This is a genomic window from Nitrosococcus halophilus Nc 4, assembly GCF_000024725.1.
Classification (GTDB): Bacteria; Pseudomonadota; Gammaproteobacteria; order Nitrosococcales; family Nitrosococcaceae; genus Nitrosococcus; species Nitrosococcus halophilus.
This window is the reverse complement of record NC_013960.1, coordinates 3341153-3357185: the sequence shown is the minus strand read 5'-3', so window position 1 is coordinate 3357185 and position 16033 is coordinate 3341153. Positions and strand designations below refer to the sequence as shown.

8 protein-coding genes and 1 pseudogene are annotated in these 16033 nt (G+C 50.3%); 4 read left to right on the top strand and 5 right to left on the bottom strand.

The window, feature by feature from the left end; genetic code table 11:
* Nucleotides 1-734: 734 nt before the first annotated feature.
* Nucleotides 735-1643, top strand: a pseudogene (locus NHAL_RS22540) (ThiF family adenylyltransferase); the annotation flags it as partial.
* A gap of 1168 nt (nt 1644-2811) precedes the next feature.
* Here the strand turns inward: NHAL_RS22540 and NHAL_RS15815 are convergent.
* From NHAL_RS15815 to NHAL_RS21270, 3 genes are all read right to left on the bottom strand, one after another.
* Nucleotides 2812-5898: an efflux RND transporter permease subunit gene (locus NHAL_RS15815; RefSeq protein WP_013034152.1), complete on the bottom strand. Its 3087-nt coding sequence runs from the start codon at nt 5896-5898 to the stop codon at nt 2812-2814.
* A gap of 42 nt (nt 5899-5940) precedes the next feature.
* Nucleotides 5941-6960, bottom strand: coding sequence for an efflux RND transporter periplasmic adaptor subunit (locus NHAL_RS15810; RefSeq protein ID WP_013034151.1), 1020 nt, complete (start codon nt 6958-6960; stop codon nt 5941-5943).
* 417 nt (nt 6961-7377) lie between these two features.
* Nucleotides 7378-7551, bottom strand: a complete 174-nt coding sequence (locus NHAL_RS21270) for a hypothetical protein (RefSeq protein ID WP_013034150.1) — start codon at nt 7549-7551, stop codon at nt 7378-7380.
* Nucleotides 7552-8420: 869 nt separating this feature from the next.
* Between NHAL_RS21270 and NHAL_RS15805 the strand changes: the two genes are divergently transcribed.
* From NHAL_RS15805 to NHAL_RS15795, 3 genes are all read left to right on the top strand, one after another.
* Entirely contained in the window at nt 8421-9632 is a 1212-nt protein-coding gene (locus NHAL_RS15805) for a glycosyltransferase (protein ID WP_013034148.1), read from the top strand.
* Nucleotides 9633-9723: 91 nt separating this feature from the next.
* On the top strand, nt 9724-10407 hold the full coding sequence (locus NHAL_RS15800) for a glycan acetyltransferase (RefSeq protein WP_013034147.1): 684 nt from the start codon (nt 9724-9726) through the stop codon (nt 10405-10407).
* On the top strand, nt 10404-11237 hold the full coding sequence (locus NHAL_RS15795; protein ID WP_013034146.1) for a 2-oxo acid dehydrogenase subunit E2: 834 nt from the start codon (nt 10404-10406) through the stop codon (nt 11235-11237). Before NHAL_RS15800 ends, NHAL_RS15795 begins: the two co-directional genes overlap by 4 nt.
* A 367-nt stretch (nt 11238-11604) precedes the next feature.
* On the opposite strand, the gene pepA is transcribed toward NHAL_RS15795, so the two are convergent.
* Complete coding sequence (pepA, locus tag NHAL_RS15790; protein ID WP_013034145.1) at nt 11605-12474, bottom strand: flocculation-associated PEP-CTERM protein PepA; 870 nt, start codon at nt 12472-12474, stop codon at nt 11605-11607.
* A 638-nt stretch (nt 12475-13112) separates the two neighbouring features.
* Nucleotides 13113-15905 carry an XrtA/PEP-CTERM system TPR-repeat protein PrsT gene (gene prsT, locus NHAL_RS15785; protein WP_013034144.1) on the bottom strand — a complete coding sequence of 931 codons (2793 nt, stop codon included), beginning with the start codon at nt 15903-15905 and terminating at the stop codon, nt 13113-13115.
* Between the last annotated feature and the right edge of the window lie 128 nt (nt 15906-16033).

Genomic DNA, 16033 nt, shown 5'->3' with positions numbered 1-16033 from the left:
GTAATGAAAGAACTCAAAAACCCTTTATGGGTAGGGTAAGTTGAATGCAAAGAAACTCACCGCTGTTCACTTGTAATTTAGGCATCCCAATGGGGCATTACAGAGAAATGCAGCACGTTTTTGAAATCCAAAAGTGGGCAAAAAATAAGAATGAGCAAAAAGTCATGCTTTTGCTGCTTATAGCGTTTCCCTTATAGGAGAGGTACGCTTAGATTGAGAATATAAGGTCCTGCTAAGTCGATATTCGTAATCTCATTTGTTTGGGAAATGCTATAGGTTAAAAATTGGTCGTGTTTTAAATGGGGAGAATTGAGCAAATGAAGGGGAGGCTAAGCCTATCCGTTGCGGGCAATGACCTTGCCGGAAACGGCCTCAAGGCCTTATTGATGCGCGCCCTCTCCCTGGCGCGCCCCCTTCGGGCCTTCTGCGGAGGTCCCGCTTCGCTCCCGGCGAATCGGTCCGGCCTACGAGGAGGCGCTAATAAACAGCCTGTAGGCCGGATTAAGCGTCGCGTATCCGGCAAAACAATACTACCAAGACACAAAGGGCACGAAAGTAAAGGAATCTGATGCAGTTGAGAGAGACTAATGGAGAGGCTCGCTGCTAATGAAACCGATTGTTTTAATCTATTTAAGTTTTTGATTCCTTTCTGTTCTTTGTGTCTTTGGGGTGATCTCATGAATTATCTGGGCTAGACAGATCATCATAAATTACCATACTGGCAGATAACAAATATGGAAGAAGATAAAATTTTGGCTGAAGTAGGGGAGGAAGAGCAGAGAAAAAGCTCCTCATTTGTATTCGAAGAAGCCTTTAGCCGAAACATCGGTTGGCTAAGCGAATGGGAACAGCAGATACTCCGTACTAAGAAAGTTGCCATTGCTGGGATGGGAGGGGTGGGCGGTACTCACCTATTAACCCTTGTGCGTTTAGGCGTCGGTGCTTTCCATGTCGCTGATTTTGATATATTTGAGCTTCCTAATTTCAATCGCCAAGTGGGAGCCACAGTAAGCACGATAAGCCAGCCCAAGGCTGAGGTAGTGGCTCAGATGGCGCGAGATATCAATCCAGAGTTAGATCTGACCCTATTTCCCGCAGGCATTAATCAGGACAATATCGACGCCTTCCTCAAGGATGCGGATCTTTTCGTTGATGGTTTTGATTTCTTTGTTCTGGATATGAGGGCTCAGGTTTTTGCTCGCTGTGCAGAGCTTGGCATACCAGCAATCACGGCGGCGCCCATTGGGATGGGGACAGCTTATTTAGTGTTTATGCCGGGGCATATGACCTTTGAGGAGTACTTTCGTTTGGAAGGCCTACCCATCGAACAACAGTATGTAAACTTCCTGGTGGGGCTAGCACCCAAAGCATTCCATCGTTCTTATCTAGTGGATCCTTCACGACTTGACTTGGCTGCCCGACGCGGTCCCTCGACGGCTATGGGCTGCCAACTGTGTGCAGGAGTCACCGGAGCAGAAGCACTGAAGATCCTTCTTGGGCGAGGACCTATTCGGCCAGCTCCGCGCTATCATCAGTATGACGCCTATCGGGGTAAGTGGCATCTGGGATGGCTTCCCGCTGGCAACCGCAACCCGATCCAGGTCTTCAAGCGTAAAATGGGCTATCGAATGCTCACCCAGCTCTCTCATGGGGTGCCAACTGCAGCGTCGCCTAAAGGCAACTCTGAGATTGAACGCATTTTGGATATGGCTCGTTGGGCACCGAGCGGTGACAATACCCAACCCTGGCGCTTTGAAATTAAGGATCCGCATCATGTTGTTATCCATGGCTTTGATACCCGGGATCACTGTGTCTATGATCTGGAAGGTCGCGCCAGCCAGCTCTCCATTGGCGCGCTATTGGAAAGCATGGCCATTGCGGCGACCCGATTTGGCCTGCGCGCGGATATTCAACGAGATTCTGGGGCTGCCGAAACTCATCCCAAGTTCGAGGTGCGTTTTGTTCCTGACACTAGCACTCGTCCGGATCCCCTATGGCCCTATATTCCTGTCCGTGCCACCCAGCGTCGGGCTCTGTCCATGCGTTCCCTCACCCCTCGGGAGAAGAATGCCCTGGAGGACGCGGTGAAACCTTCGTTCTCCATTCATTGGTTTGAGAGCTTAGGAAACCGGCTGAAGGTAGCCCAGTTGCTGTTTATGAATGGAAAGCTGCGGCTAACAACGCCCGAAGCTTATGAGGTCCATCGGGACGTGATCGAATGGAATACTCGCTTCAGCGAGGATCGCATCCCAGACCAGGCTGTAGGCCTTGATCCCTTGGGGGTACAGCTCATGCGTTGGGCAATGAAAAGCTGGAGCCGTGTAAAGTTTTTAAACACTTATCTGGGGGGGACGCTATTGCCACGGGCACAGCTTGATTTTATTCCCAGTATCGCTTGTGCCGCCCATTTTTTGATTATAATTGAAAAATCGCCCCAATCCATTGATGGCTATATTGCCGCTGGAAGAGCCTGGCAGCGCTTCTGGCTTACAGCCACTCAGCTTAATTTACGGCTTCAGCCGGAGATGACACCGCTCATTTTTAGAGCTTATATTCGAGATGGAGTAGAGTTTTCAAAAAACGAGTCTAGCCTCCGTCTTGCTGAACGGCTTTCCTCTCGATTGGAACAATTAATTTCACCTAAAATCAGCCAGCGGGCTTTGGTGATGGGAAGGATAGGGGCGGGGCCTGCCCCAAAAGCTCGGTCGGTGCGGTTGCCTGTTGAGCGGTTAATGGTAAGTTGAGGGTCTATTTTGTTGGTCTGATTTCCCAGAAAATACACCAGCTTTCTGGGGTTAAGATCAGAGATTCTCAGGCACCAGCAACCGCTTTACCTTTGTCCTTATTGGCCATAAACGTTCGATATAACAGAGGAATCACAAAAAGGGTTAATAAGGTAGAGATTCCTAAGCCCCAAACGATGGCCGAGGCCATGGGGCCCCACAGCAATGATTGGCCACCTAGACCGGTGGCGAGGGCAAACAGACCAGCGATGGTGCTAAGGCTAGTAATCAATATGGGGATGAGACGCCGCCGGGCGGCGTAAATTGCAGCATGCAATATGCTCATACCCCGGTTTAAGCGGTCATTGGCCGCTACGATCAGCACGATCGCGGCATTTATGGCAATACCGGTCAGAGCTACAGCGCCATAAAGAGTGTAGAGGCTCAGCGGATTGTTCGTTACTATTAATCCAAACAACACACCAGTAAAGGCCATAGGCACGGCGGCGAGGATCATCAGGGGTTGCCAGTAGCTATGAAACTGGGTCCCCAGGATGATGTAAATCAACCCGATACCTAACAGGAACAGCAGGGTGAGAGCCTGTATACTTTCCTGAATGTCTTCAAATGCTCCGGAGAAATCCAGGTCGATGCCGGGAAAACGGGCGCGAAAATTTTCCCATTCTTGTTGAATATGGCGATTAACGGTCACTATATCCGTCACTTCCTGGTTAATGTCGGCTTCCAAGGTGATGGCGCGTCGAAAATTATAGTGCCGAATTGCCTCCTGCCCTAGACCTTTATCCACTTTGACCAGCTGGCCTAAGGCAATTTCACCACCATCAGGTAAGGCAATTGGTTGCCTGAGCACGGTATCGATATCGGGCACTGACGCTCGCTTGGCGCGTACGCGTACTTCCAGTTTTTCCCCTTGTTTGTGGGTACTGGCAACAATCTCCCCATCGAACAGCAGCCGGATAATATGAGTAACAGAAGCAGGGTCTAAACCGGAACGCTTAATAGCATCCCCATCCAGACGCAAGTTAAGTTGTAGCTTGCCAGGAACGTTGTCACTGGTGATGTCTTCTACTCCGGGGAGGTTTTGTAAAATCGATTCCAAAGCAGCTACCGCTTGATGAAGTCTCTCTAAATCATCGCCGCGCACCTTAATGCTGATTGGCCTAGAAACTGGTGGCCCCTCGGAGACGCGGAGAAAAGAAACCCGCACTGGCCCCGGTGTATTAACAAGATCTTTTCTCATGGCCCCAATCGTTTCGTCGACGCTGCGTAGTTGTCCCTCTTGGGGATTCAAACTGACGACGACTTGGCCATACTGGTCGCCCGACAGGACTTCTGTGCCTGTGAACATCATGCCCGAATAGCCTACGGTTTGGCGTAATTCCTCTGGCTTGATATGTCTTTTCACCTTTGTATCTAATACTTCGATTAAACGAAGGGTCTCATCCAAGGGAGTATTGGGCGCCATTTCCACGTTCACATAAAATAATCGAATCGGATCGGCCGCAAAGAAATCAGCCCGTACCCAGTTGCTTGCCAATACACCGAAAGCGGCAATAAATAACAGAATAGCCAGCAGGGAACGCTTAGGCCGCCTTAGGAGGTGGATCAGGGCCTGGGTATACTTAACCCGCAAATAGTGAGTGAAACGCACCCGGTAATGTTGTAGGGGAGAAGGGTTGTGAGCACCGATTTTCGAGCCCATAATGTGTACTGGTAATATCCAGAAGGCCTCGAGCAGACTAACGGCCAGGGCCACAGTCACTACCAGTGGAATGACGAACATAAATTTGCCCAGGAGCCCCGGGGTTAGCATAAGAGGGAGGAAAGCGGCGATGGTAGTCAATACCGAGGTTACCACGGGAGCGGTGACTTCCGAAAGCCCCTGGACTACTGCCGCCATATGGGCTACCCCCCGCTGCAAACGGTAATAGATGGCCTCGACTACCACCACCGCATCATCCACCAGCATGCCGAGAGCAATGACTACCCCCAGAAATACAGAAATATTAAGGCTTTCTCCCAGAACATAAAGCACCAAAAAGGTGCCCGCCAGGGTAAAGGGAATGCCGATCCCGATGAAAAACGAGATGCGTGAACCAAGAAACACCCAGGTGGTTAGCATCACTAGCACTAAGCCCAACGCCGCATTGTTCTCCATGATCCGCAATGCGGCCTCCGTGCGGGGCGTCTGATCATCCACCAAGACTAGTTTGACACCGCTCTCGCGGCTGATCTCATTATGGGAAGCAATATAAGCTTTAAGGTTTTTAATGAACTCCAGAGACCCAGTGCTGCTCTTCTTGCCTATGACTAGCAAGACACCCGGTTTGCCGTGATGGCGGACTAATTCCTCCGGTTCCTCCCGCCCCCGGCTCACATTGGCGACGCTATCAATGGAGATCTGGCCATGAGCGGTCTTGAGAGGAAAACGGCCTAAATCATGGGGGTTACTGTGGGTGCCGACTACACGCACCAGCCATTGCTGGTTTGCTTGGCGGACGTTTCCTGCAGCAATGTCTTGAAAATAGGCAGCGACTGTATCCGCTAGGTCGGCAGGGGTCACCCCCACGGCCCGTAGTTGCTCTGGCGAAAACTCCACCTGCAGTTCCGGCTCCCGCAGGCCTATTGTGCCTACGTTTTCTATGCCAGGGATGCGCTCTAAGTCTTCGCGGATGATCCGGGCGTTGCGCCGCAGCACCTCATCATTAGCAGCTCCACTGACCAAGATCATGGCGGCAGGAAACATATTGGCCGTAGTTAGCTCAAGGAATTCAGGCTCTTCAGCGGCTTCTGGCAGTTCCTGATCCGCCTTATTCTGCACTTCCCGGCGCAGGTCATTGAGGCGTTTGTCATAGGTGCGGTTATTGATGTCTTGAAACCGCACCAGGATGAGCGACAAGCCTTCCCGGCTGGTGCTGGAGGAAAACCGGATGTCCTGGATTTGGCGGAGCCCATCTTCCAGCGGCTCAGTAATCAGCTTTTCCACGTCTTCCGCGGAGGCCCCAGGGAATGCTGTACTGATGTGGACCCAGTTGAAATTAACTGGTGGATTCTGCTCTTTAGGCAGGTGGATATAGGCGAGGGTGCCTGCAATCAGTATTAGCATAAAGGTCAGATTAGCCAATACATGATTATGGAAGAAACGGGCAAGCATCTTTGTCGAGATATTCCTTGCTAAGCTAGGCTGGAGTCTGTTTTAATCGGAAAAGTTTTGGACTCGAACAGTATCGCCATCTTGGACGATAAAGCGGCCATCAATGATGATAGGCGTATCCTCTGGCAGGTTGATCTTAGCGGGTTGACCTTCCTGGGCACCAGGCAAAGTTACAAATTTTGCCCGTCCGTTAGCTAATACGAAAACCCCTATCGCGCCGCCGCGACGAACTAACAGATCGGCGGGCAGGTGAGGCGCTTGAGGGTGCCAAACAAGATTCCCCGTCGTACCAATAAGAGCCGGCGTCTCGAGGAAGCGTAGCCGTACTTCTTGACTTCGCTGACGGAGGTCTAGAGCAGGTATTATCCGGTGGAGCTTAACCGGGTAGCGGTTATTTCCATTTACGAATTCCAGGGTACCCGCATTGCGTAGAGAGAGGGGATCGCGGGGTTGTAGTTTAGCGGAGACCAAGATTCGTTCCGCATCTAGAATGCGGATAAGTGGAGTACCCGGCATCGCTAACTCACCTACTTGACTCAGTTGTTCTGCGACGATGGCCTTGAATGGCGCACGGATCACCGTTTTTTCAAGATCTCGCCGGAGTTGCTCTACGGTAATGCGCTGAACTGCCATTTCAGCTTTACTAACTTTCAGCTCCGTTTGACGCTGATTGAGCATTTCTTCCGTGATTAGCTTTTGGTTGGCCAAGGATTGCGCGCGGGTGAGTTGGCGTTGGGCTAAAGCCTGTCTTGCCTCAAGTGATGTCAGTGTAGCCTCAGCCCGTTTGAGCGCGAGTTCCAGATCCGTTTTTTCAAGTTGTACTAAGGGGGTTCCCGTCTCCACCACTTGGCCCACCTCGACAGGCAGGCTGACGATGACTGCGGTCACCTCAGCGCTGAGGCGACTGTCGTTTAGAGTAATGACTTCTGCAGGTGCGGTGACCTGAGGGAATTCGGTCAATTGTGCTAAGGGTTTTGCTGTGACCGGTTCCCCGGCAGCTCCTAGCAATTCTGGTATGCTGCTTAATAAGACTAATAGGAGCAGTAGGCGCCTACTACGCATCCGAGATAACCTCGTTTTTATGGGTCACTATGGATGATGGTATGCTGATACACTATCATTTTTTTGAGGAGGTAACTGATTTCATCTAGTTCGGTTAATTGATCGCAACCATCGCTAGTGTTAGGTGTAACGAGTTATCGTCCATAGCGGTAAATTAAAAGTGCTCATTGTTCGAAAAACCCGCCAATTGGTACAGAAGGCGCTACATAAAATTCTTATTCGGCCCAAGGAAGGAGCCCTTAACCTTGTGCTCTGTAAGTTGAGGAGCAGAGGGCAAAAAAACGCCTAGCTAGGCTTTGCGCTTTGATGCAGCGGCTAATTCCTGCTTTAGTTCCGACAAAACTTTGCTAAGATGCTGGTCTATATCCACCGTGCGCCGGACTTTGCCGATAGCGATCGACACACTGGTGTAGTGCCCTAATCCAAAGTGCGTAGCAATGGCTGCGAGTGATTGTTGTCCTTAACTTTGACACAGCCACATATCGCCAGGCTTCGGGCGGTCGTTAAAGGACCCGCCGGCTGGTCTCCCACTGCCAACAAGGATGGATCGAGCCCAAATCGCCTGGCTACAGCGTGCACAATCGCTTCCATCGCTACGGCTTCCTTAAGTGTCCTCGCCTCGGCAAGTTCAGGGTTGTTGGGTGTCCACCTGATCCATCGCCGCTTGAGTGAAAGCTTCACTGCCAAGGATGGTTGCCCAATGCTTACGGGCATAAAATACTGTCACCTCATCGTCGGCCATTGCGGCTTTCACCAACTGACGGTAAGCTTGCCGCTAACCGCTCCTAGTATCTCACTCGTCACTAGCCAAGGCGGCCCTTGCCGTTGCCCTATATAGGTCGGATAACTGGAGCCCTGGTAGCGGTCAAGCCGTTAAATCAGTTTTGCCTCCAAAGGATAACGGTGAATGTAGCGCGATACTTGCACTAAATAACTGTCCGCATCGACCAAAATCGCTTTGTAACGACCCCGAAAAATGCACCGTCACACCCCATTTGCCGATTATAGCGCTGGGTGTAGATCCCATTCAGGTGATGCATTCCTCGTCCTAGGTTGCCCAGCGGGGTGTATAGCAACAGGTGATACCAATTTTATCTAATTTTTCATTGTATAAATTCAGCTTAAACAAGCATTTGAGGCCTTAATAAATTGCATTCTTTGATTAAATTGGTATGAGAATGATTATCTATCAGGCAGTAAGCATGCACTTCGATAGCAAACCGCTTCGCGCAACTCGCCTAACAAGTCTAGAAACTACCTCTGATGCTCATTGCAGGTAAAGATCTGCTGATGCTCCGTACCGCGATTCATAACATGGTACCATGCACCAGGATATTCAATCTTAAGAGGCCTAGCCATGTTGCCAAAATACAATAACGCTGAATGAATGGCAATACGTAGATTTGACCCCTTCGATGCTTAATCTTTAGACTAATGCGAAGCTAAAGCTACCAGCTCTCATGCCGTATCCATCCAAACGTAAGCGCATTCTCTTTATCGGTGAAGCCGTAACCTTGGCCCATGTAGTTCGACCCGTAGTTCTTGCCCAGTCCCTGGATCCACAACGGTACTCCGTTACCCTAGCTTGCGATACCCGCTATCACCGCTTATTCGCAGAAATGCCCTTTGAACTGCGTTCAATCCGAACGATTCCTAGCGCACAATTCCTAGCTGCTCTGGCCAAAGGTAATCCGGTTTATGACAGAGATACCCTGCGAAGCTATGTACGAGAAGATCTGGAGATCATTAAGGAAGTAAAACCGGATTTGGTCGTTGGCGATTTCCGTATCTCTCTCGCGATTAGTACGCGGCTTGCTGGGATGCCCTATTTCACCATCACTAACGCCTACTGGAGTCCCTATTCTAAGCTGCCTTTTCCCCTGCCGGAACATCCTATGACCAAGGTGCTAGGAATTTCCTTATCCCAAGCTCTATTTAAACTGGTCCGTCCCCTAGTCTTTGCCTATCACACCTTGCCCCTGAATCAGGTCCGTCGTGAGTATGGGTTACCCAATCTCGGCTATGATTTGCGGGAGATCTATACTCATGCCGATCAGACTCTATATGCAGATATTGAGGGGTTGGTGCCAACTCAGCAATTGCCTTCTCATCACCATTGGCTAGGGCCAATCCTCTGGTCGCCTGCTGTAAAATTTCCTGACTGGTGGTCGAGATTGCCTGAAGATCGCCCAATTGTTTACGTTACTTTTGGTAGTTCCGGTGAAGGCGATGTACTACCTGTAGTTCTCCAGGCCTTAAGAGACTTGCCGGTGACTGTCATCGCTGCCACGGCAGGCCGCCTGGTGCCAACAAACCCGCCTGCCAATGCCTGGGTTACAGACTTCCTGCCCGGCACAGAGGCGGCAACACGCGCTGGCCTGGTGATCTGTAATGGCGGTGGCCCTACCACTCAACAGGCCTTGGCAGCGGGGGTGCCGGTAATCGGCATTGTCAGCAACATGGACCAGCATCTGAATATGCTCTGTCTGGAACAGGTTGGTGCAGGTATCCACCTTCGGGCTGGCAAACTCAATGGACAGAGCCTGAGAACCACGTCGGAACTCCTGTTGAATGATAAGACTTACCACGAACGGGCAAAACGGATAATGGAGATCATACAAAATCATTATACTAGGCATGTGTTTGCAGAACTCGTGGCAGCGCAATTTTGAAACTGTATAGGTTCAGTCTAAACAACCATTTGATGGCTTAATAGGTTGCATTGTTTGGTTAAATTGGTATTAATTTAAGGAGAGAGTCGGTATGCGAAAAATGAAGCTAAGCCGGATTCTGGTTTTCTTCACCTTAATGCTAATCGTGGTTGTGTTCGCTACTGGCTTAACAGCTTTTAGTCTTGGATTGTTGCCTCTTGGCGATTTCCGGGGAGTGGCCATGTTCGTTGGCTGGGTGTTCTTCTTCTATGTGTTTTCCATATTAATATTTCGCCTTTTCCAAGTCTTTTGTCCTCTTCCCCTTGGGGAAGTTATTGAAGATTCACGAGATGAATTCGTTTACCATGTCTATCTACTTTTCTACCTGTTGGTATTTAATCCAATAATGTTTAGTGGATTAGTGCCAATTCCACTGATGCGGTTGTTTTATCAAGCATTAGGTACCCGTATGGGAGCGAATACGTTCAGCGTTGGAATTATCCTTGATCCACAATTTGTCACTCTAGGCTCTAATACGATTATAGGAAATGGGGCATTGCTAATTCCGCATATACTAGAAGGTACACGGCTCGCCCATCATCCCATTATTATCGGTAACAATGTAACTGTTGGGGCGCGATCTGTAATTCTCTGTGACGTCGCCATCGGCGACGGAGCAACGGTTGCGGTTGGTGCGGTTGTCACTAAGGGTTGCCGAATTGGAGCTGGCGAAACCTGGGCAGGTATGCCGGCACACCGTATCGACAATGTAAAATCGGAAGGGGCTCAAATATGAATGAGTTTACGCTGTTACCTAGAAATCGTTATTTTGAAGTGTTAGGGGGAATGAATAAGGATAATCATAGCGATAATAAGGTTGCGATGTTGTCTGAAGTGGATATGAGTTCTGCAGCCTGGATCAGGGCCAACTGGCCACACTCGGAACTCAAACCCTCGTACACGGCCTTCGTGGCGAAGGCCGTGTCTCTTGCCTTATACGATCATCCATACGCTAATCGCATCCCATTGGAATGGCCTTTCTTTAAGCGTATCGTTCAACTCAATACCGTTCATATGACAGTTGCTGTCGAACGTGACTATCCTGGAGCGGAGCAAGCGGTTTATGCAGCCACGATCCGGAACACCGATCAATTGGACCTTGCAGCGATTACCCAAGAATTACAGATGATCGCCCAAGGCACTGAAGAGACTTCCGAGCGGTGGCGTACCGTACAATGGATTGTCAAGAGAGTGCCAACACCGCTTGCTCGAGCTGTGCTACGCATTCCGCTGTTATTTCCGTCCCTGTGGGTAGAGCATCGAGGTGGAGCAGCTATGATCTCGTCTCCCGCCAAGTACGGCGTGGATACGATGATCGGCGCTTGGCCGTGGCCACTTGGTTTTTCATTTGGCTTAGTGAAGGAGCGCCCCCTTGTTGTTGGTGGGCGTCTTGAGGTGCGACCGACCATGGCCCTGACGATGAGCTTTGATCGGCGATTGATGGGCGGGGCACCTGCCGCGCGATTTTTCAAGACGGTTTGCGACCACATCGAGCGTGCAGAGTACGATATGGCATTGTCCAAGAGTGCCCCCGCGCCGAGAGCCTTGGCGGTGTCTTCCTCCTAGACAGAATGATGCCTATTTTAGGTCGTCAGGCTAACCCCTGATTCTGTTAGAGAAACAAGAGCCCTGTCTACAAGATGGGCTTTGCTGTATCAACAGGTGTCCGAACTTGATCAAGTTGATCCGCTAGGTTTCAGAAGAAAGCAAAATGAGCCTTTTCTGCATTAATATGCGCAACCCAACCCACTACCACCAAGATTTTGATTAGAGGCAAGTTAAGTACCCCGCGTCCTCCTGGCGGAGGTGAGACCGGGCAGGTCCTCCTCCTACAAGGTAGCGCAGGTCTGGCCCCGGGGGGCACAAAGTCAGCAGGCTAGCGCGACAGCAAGAATGAAGAGACCCCCTTTTGTGGGGGTCCCTTGGATTATTCTCAACGGTTGCTCTGCTTGGCGCGGCGTCTAGTCAGGCCACTGAGGCCAAGCAAGCCAATGGCCACTAGCGCCACTGAGTTAGGCTCAGGCACCGAAACTGAAAAGTTTTGCGACGTGTCTGTTTGCAAAACAAAGTCTGTCGACGTGTCAGCGCCGGTAGCTGCGCCGCCAAACGCCGCCGGGCGAGTGTAATCAGGTGCGCTTTGCCCAGGGAATTGAAGCGAGGCTTGGAGCTCGGTTCCGACCAAATCTGGGTTAACGAAGCTATTGTTGGTGGAGGTGACGGTACCAACCAGGAATCCGCCGCCGGTACCCGTTCCACCGGGAATAGGGGCCGTCGCGCCAAAGGTGGTGAACCCAGAGTCCCAGGTTCCTGACAGGATGTTCGTCCCATTCAGGAAGCCGGTTCCTGCCGCCTGATCCGTATCGGGGCTAGTATCGAAAAAGATATCCCAGGTCCCCGAATCCAAAGTTATGGTGATGGAACTACACCCGTCGTTGTTGCAAGTAGCGGTTTCGGTAATGACGGCGTAGGTGGTGAGCTCGTAGCTTCCCCCCCCCGGCCCTGGAGGAGCCACAGACAGGTTGGGTGTGGGGGATGTGGTGTTGATGGAAGCTGCGAATGCCTGGTAGGTTAAGGTGAAGGTGTCTGTATCGCCAGCAAGGTTAGTGTCGTCCAGGTCGAAGCCCTGGACCCAACCAGCACCGTTCGAATGCCAGTCGATGCCCGTGAAATTCTGTAGGATGCCGTCGTCTGGAGTCGCTGTCGTCGTATCCAGCATGGCAGCGGCTTGGGCGGAAAAGGAAGTGAGAAGTCCCCCCCCACCCAAGATTGAAACTGTTAAACCAATTTTCAGAAAAGATTTCATTTGTTGTTCCTCCCCATCTTAAAAATAAAGCAATTTACCTGATGGCTACCACCTTTGACTTCTCATTAGTGGTTACAGTTACCTATATGCAACCGACATGCCATAATAGGATTGAATGAATAAAAACAAATTGTTATATTCTCATGACAAAATTAGTTGCAAAGATAGAACGGTGTAACTGTAAAGTTTTTCGACAAATGTCCAAGGCACTAAACATTAGTTTTGGACACTTCACTGCTTGTGGAGAAGCCGTGTCCATTCTTGGTGGTGTTTTCAAAAATTTTATGAGCGCTCCAAAGCGCTGGGATAGGGGCTGGACAGTGCTGGCCTGAGGGAGTCCTAAGAGGTAGGTAAACAACCCCTCACTGAAATGAGGGGCTTTGTCCATACTGACTAATCGGCTGGGCTTCGGGCCAGTTTGCTGCGGCCCCAACCGCGATGTTCAGAGCGCCGTTAACATTGGCATCCAGAACACCGCAGTCTGAACGCTTAAAAACTGGAGCATTACGTTGACCACATTCCAGTCAGCCTCACAAAAACTAAATAGCGAAGTTCCTCGTTTTGTCGAGATCGGAGCTTCTATTTTGGCTCTCGACACCTTTCCCTCAATTATCACTCAGTTAGCTCACACTAACCGTTTAGTTGTCTAGTGCTTGGAGTAGATCGCGGGCTTCTTTTTCCTCAGCAAATGGCTGTTTCATGTCTAAGAGATCATTAAGTACTTGCTGGGCTTGGGACTTTTCTCCATTGCGGGCCAGGGCCAGAGCAAAATGATAGCGAATATCCGGGTTCTTGGGTGTCCTGTTCGAGGCTTTTGCTAACAGACTCAGGCCACGTTTTGTCTCACCCTTTTCGAGGAGTAGCATACCTAGAGTGTCCATTACTGGAGGTGAATTGGGGGCTATGTCCAGGGCCCGCTCCGCATAGGTCAAAGCTTTGGCTGGATCATCTTTGCGCAACAGCCAGGCCAGGTTGTTGAGGGCTGTCACATTGTTTGGTGCTTGTTCTACTACTTTAGCAAAGGCTGATACCGCTTCCTGTTCCTGTTTAAGCGCTAGGTAGAGGTTAGCCAAGTTGTACTGTGCCAGCATATCCTCTGGATGCTTTTTTAACCAATCTTCTAGCGTCGCTAGGCTCCTATCTTGATTTCCTGCCTGGAACTGGGCAAGCGCAAGGTTGACAATTATCTGGCTGGTGGGGGAGTGCTTCAATGCTTCTTTAAATGCTGCTACTGCTTTCTGAGGCTGGTTCTGGCGCATGGCCAACCACCCTTCTTGGGCTAACACCTCTGGATGCTCCGGGTAAGCTTGCTTCAGTTCCTGGAACAGTTTATTGGCCTCGTTGGGCTTATTCTCATGCATCAACAGGTGGGTCATGGCGATCTTGGAAAGGGCGTGGTTGGGATCCAGCTCAAGCGCTTGATTGAGTTCCCCACGGAGCTTATCCACGTTATTTGTTGCGGAATAAGCTTTAGCCAGCAGGTAATGGGCTTGCGCGGATTGTGGCTGAGCCTCCACGAGCTTTTGGAGAGTTTCGATGCCATTGGTTGGTTGGTTAGTTGCAAGTTGTGCTGTTCCCATCACTGCTAATAATGAGGGATGATTGGGATAAAGCGCTTGGACTTCTCGAATAAGGGCAAGGCTTCGTGTAGGTTTGCCTTTATCCAGATAATAACGGGCTAGTAATATCCGTGGCGCCAGGGCCTTGGGATTTTTGCCCATGGCCTGCTCTACCCAGGTCTTGGCTTTTTCCACATGTCCTTGCTGAGTTTCCAGTGCACCGAGTTTCAGTAATGTCCTGAGATGTCCTGGATGATGTTTCAATGTTTCTTGATAGAAGGAGCGAGCTTTCTCTATATCCCCTTTTTTGAGGGCCAGTGCGGCTAGGTTATGAGTCGCCGATGGGTTTCCTGGAGCGATTTCCAGGGCTTCATGAAAGGCCTCCTGGGCCTTGGTTTCTTCTCCTTTTCCGAGATAGACCCCGCCAATCAGGTTCAAGGGCAGAGGACTCTGTGGTTGCTTTTCCTGCAACCGCTCAGCAGTTGTTAATGCTTTATCGAATTCCCGGGCCCGTAGGTGGCCAAGTATGACTAGGAGATCCGCTTGGGGTAGTTGGGAATCTAATTCGATGGCTTTTTCCAGTGTATCAATGCCTTGTTCATGTTCACCCGACATCATGAAGCTAAGCCCTAGCTTCATGTAAGCTGCAGCCGAATCTGGTGCTTGAGTAGTAATTTTTTGGAAGTAAGTGGTGCTCTGCTCAGGTTTGCCTTGCCCCAAGACTACGTTGCCCATTAAATCAAGTGCTGCAATGTCATCAGGATTCTGGTTCAGCACCGATTCTAGTACAGACTCGGCACCGGTATAATCGCCTCGGCGAAGTCGTGCTGCTGCTAGGGCCTTAGCCGCAATATCGGAGTGGGGGAAACGGGCTAGAAATTGGCTCAAGTGCTGTTCGGCTTGCTTGAACTGGCCCTGCATATAGTAGGAAAGGCCTGCGTAAAACACTGCTGGCATGTATTTCGAATTCTGTCTCAGCGACTTTTGGAAGGCTGCCAAGGCATCGGCATATTTATTTTGCTGGAAGTCAAGTAGCCCCTCAGTGTATGCCACTCCTGGATGATTGACGCCCTGTTTTTTGAGGGTTCCCAGATCATCGGTCGCACCTTCATAATTTTTGAGATAAATTCGTATTAATGTCCGGTTAAGCAGATCTTCAGCATTGTTGAAACGGTGGGTAATCGCTTCTCCATAGGCCTGTTCCGCTGCTTCCGCATTTCCTTGATAGCGCTCTAGGTCACCCAGCAGGCTCCAAGCTGGGGCAAATGCGGGCGAAGTTTGAAGAATTTTGTCGAGCCACTCTCGGGCCTTATCAAAGCGCTTCTGGGCTGCTGCGATTTCTGCTTTTCCAAGATTGGCTTCCGCTACATTGGGTTGAAGGGAAAGCGCGGAGTCATATAATTTTTCTGCTTTTTCAAATTCATGCAGTCCAAGGTAAGCATGCCCTTGCAATGCCAGCAGTTCCGCCCGTTCATTTTCGGAAAGGCCTGGGTAATTGGTCGAAGCATCGGTTACATCTTGGAATTTCCCTTGCATGAGGGCAACTCGGGCTAAGGAAGTAGCAGCGGTTTCAGGTGCAAGGCCAAGTCTAAGCGCTTGTTTCAATTCTTTTTCGGCGGCTGGGCCATTGCCCACTTTCACGTATACTTGAGCTAGCAGCCAGCGCGCTTCTTGATTGTCTGGTGTTTTTTGGAGGGCATTTTTTAACTCGATGATAGCGGCCCTTATTTCTCCCTTATCCTGATATTCTTTGGCGCGCGAGATATGTTCCTCAGGAGTAAAGTTAGATCCTGTATTGCAACCTGTTAATAAGGCAGTAGCTAATAATAATGCGTAGGCTAGGGCAATAGGACTTATCAGTGAGCTGGACATGGGGAACCTCAGTACTGTTGATGGGTTAGCTATATCGTCATTATCCGTGCGACGCGCGATTTCTTTAACAGATTTTTTAGCAAAAATGCACTTGTTTAGCGAGTGGAACCCAGGTGATTTCGTTTCCT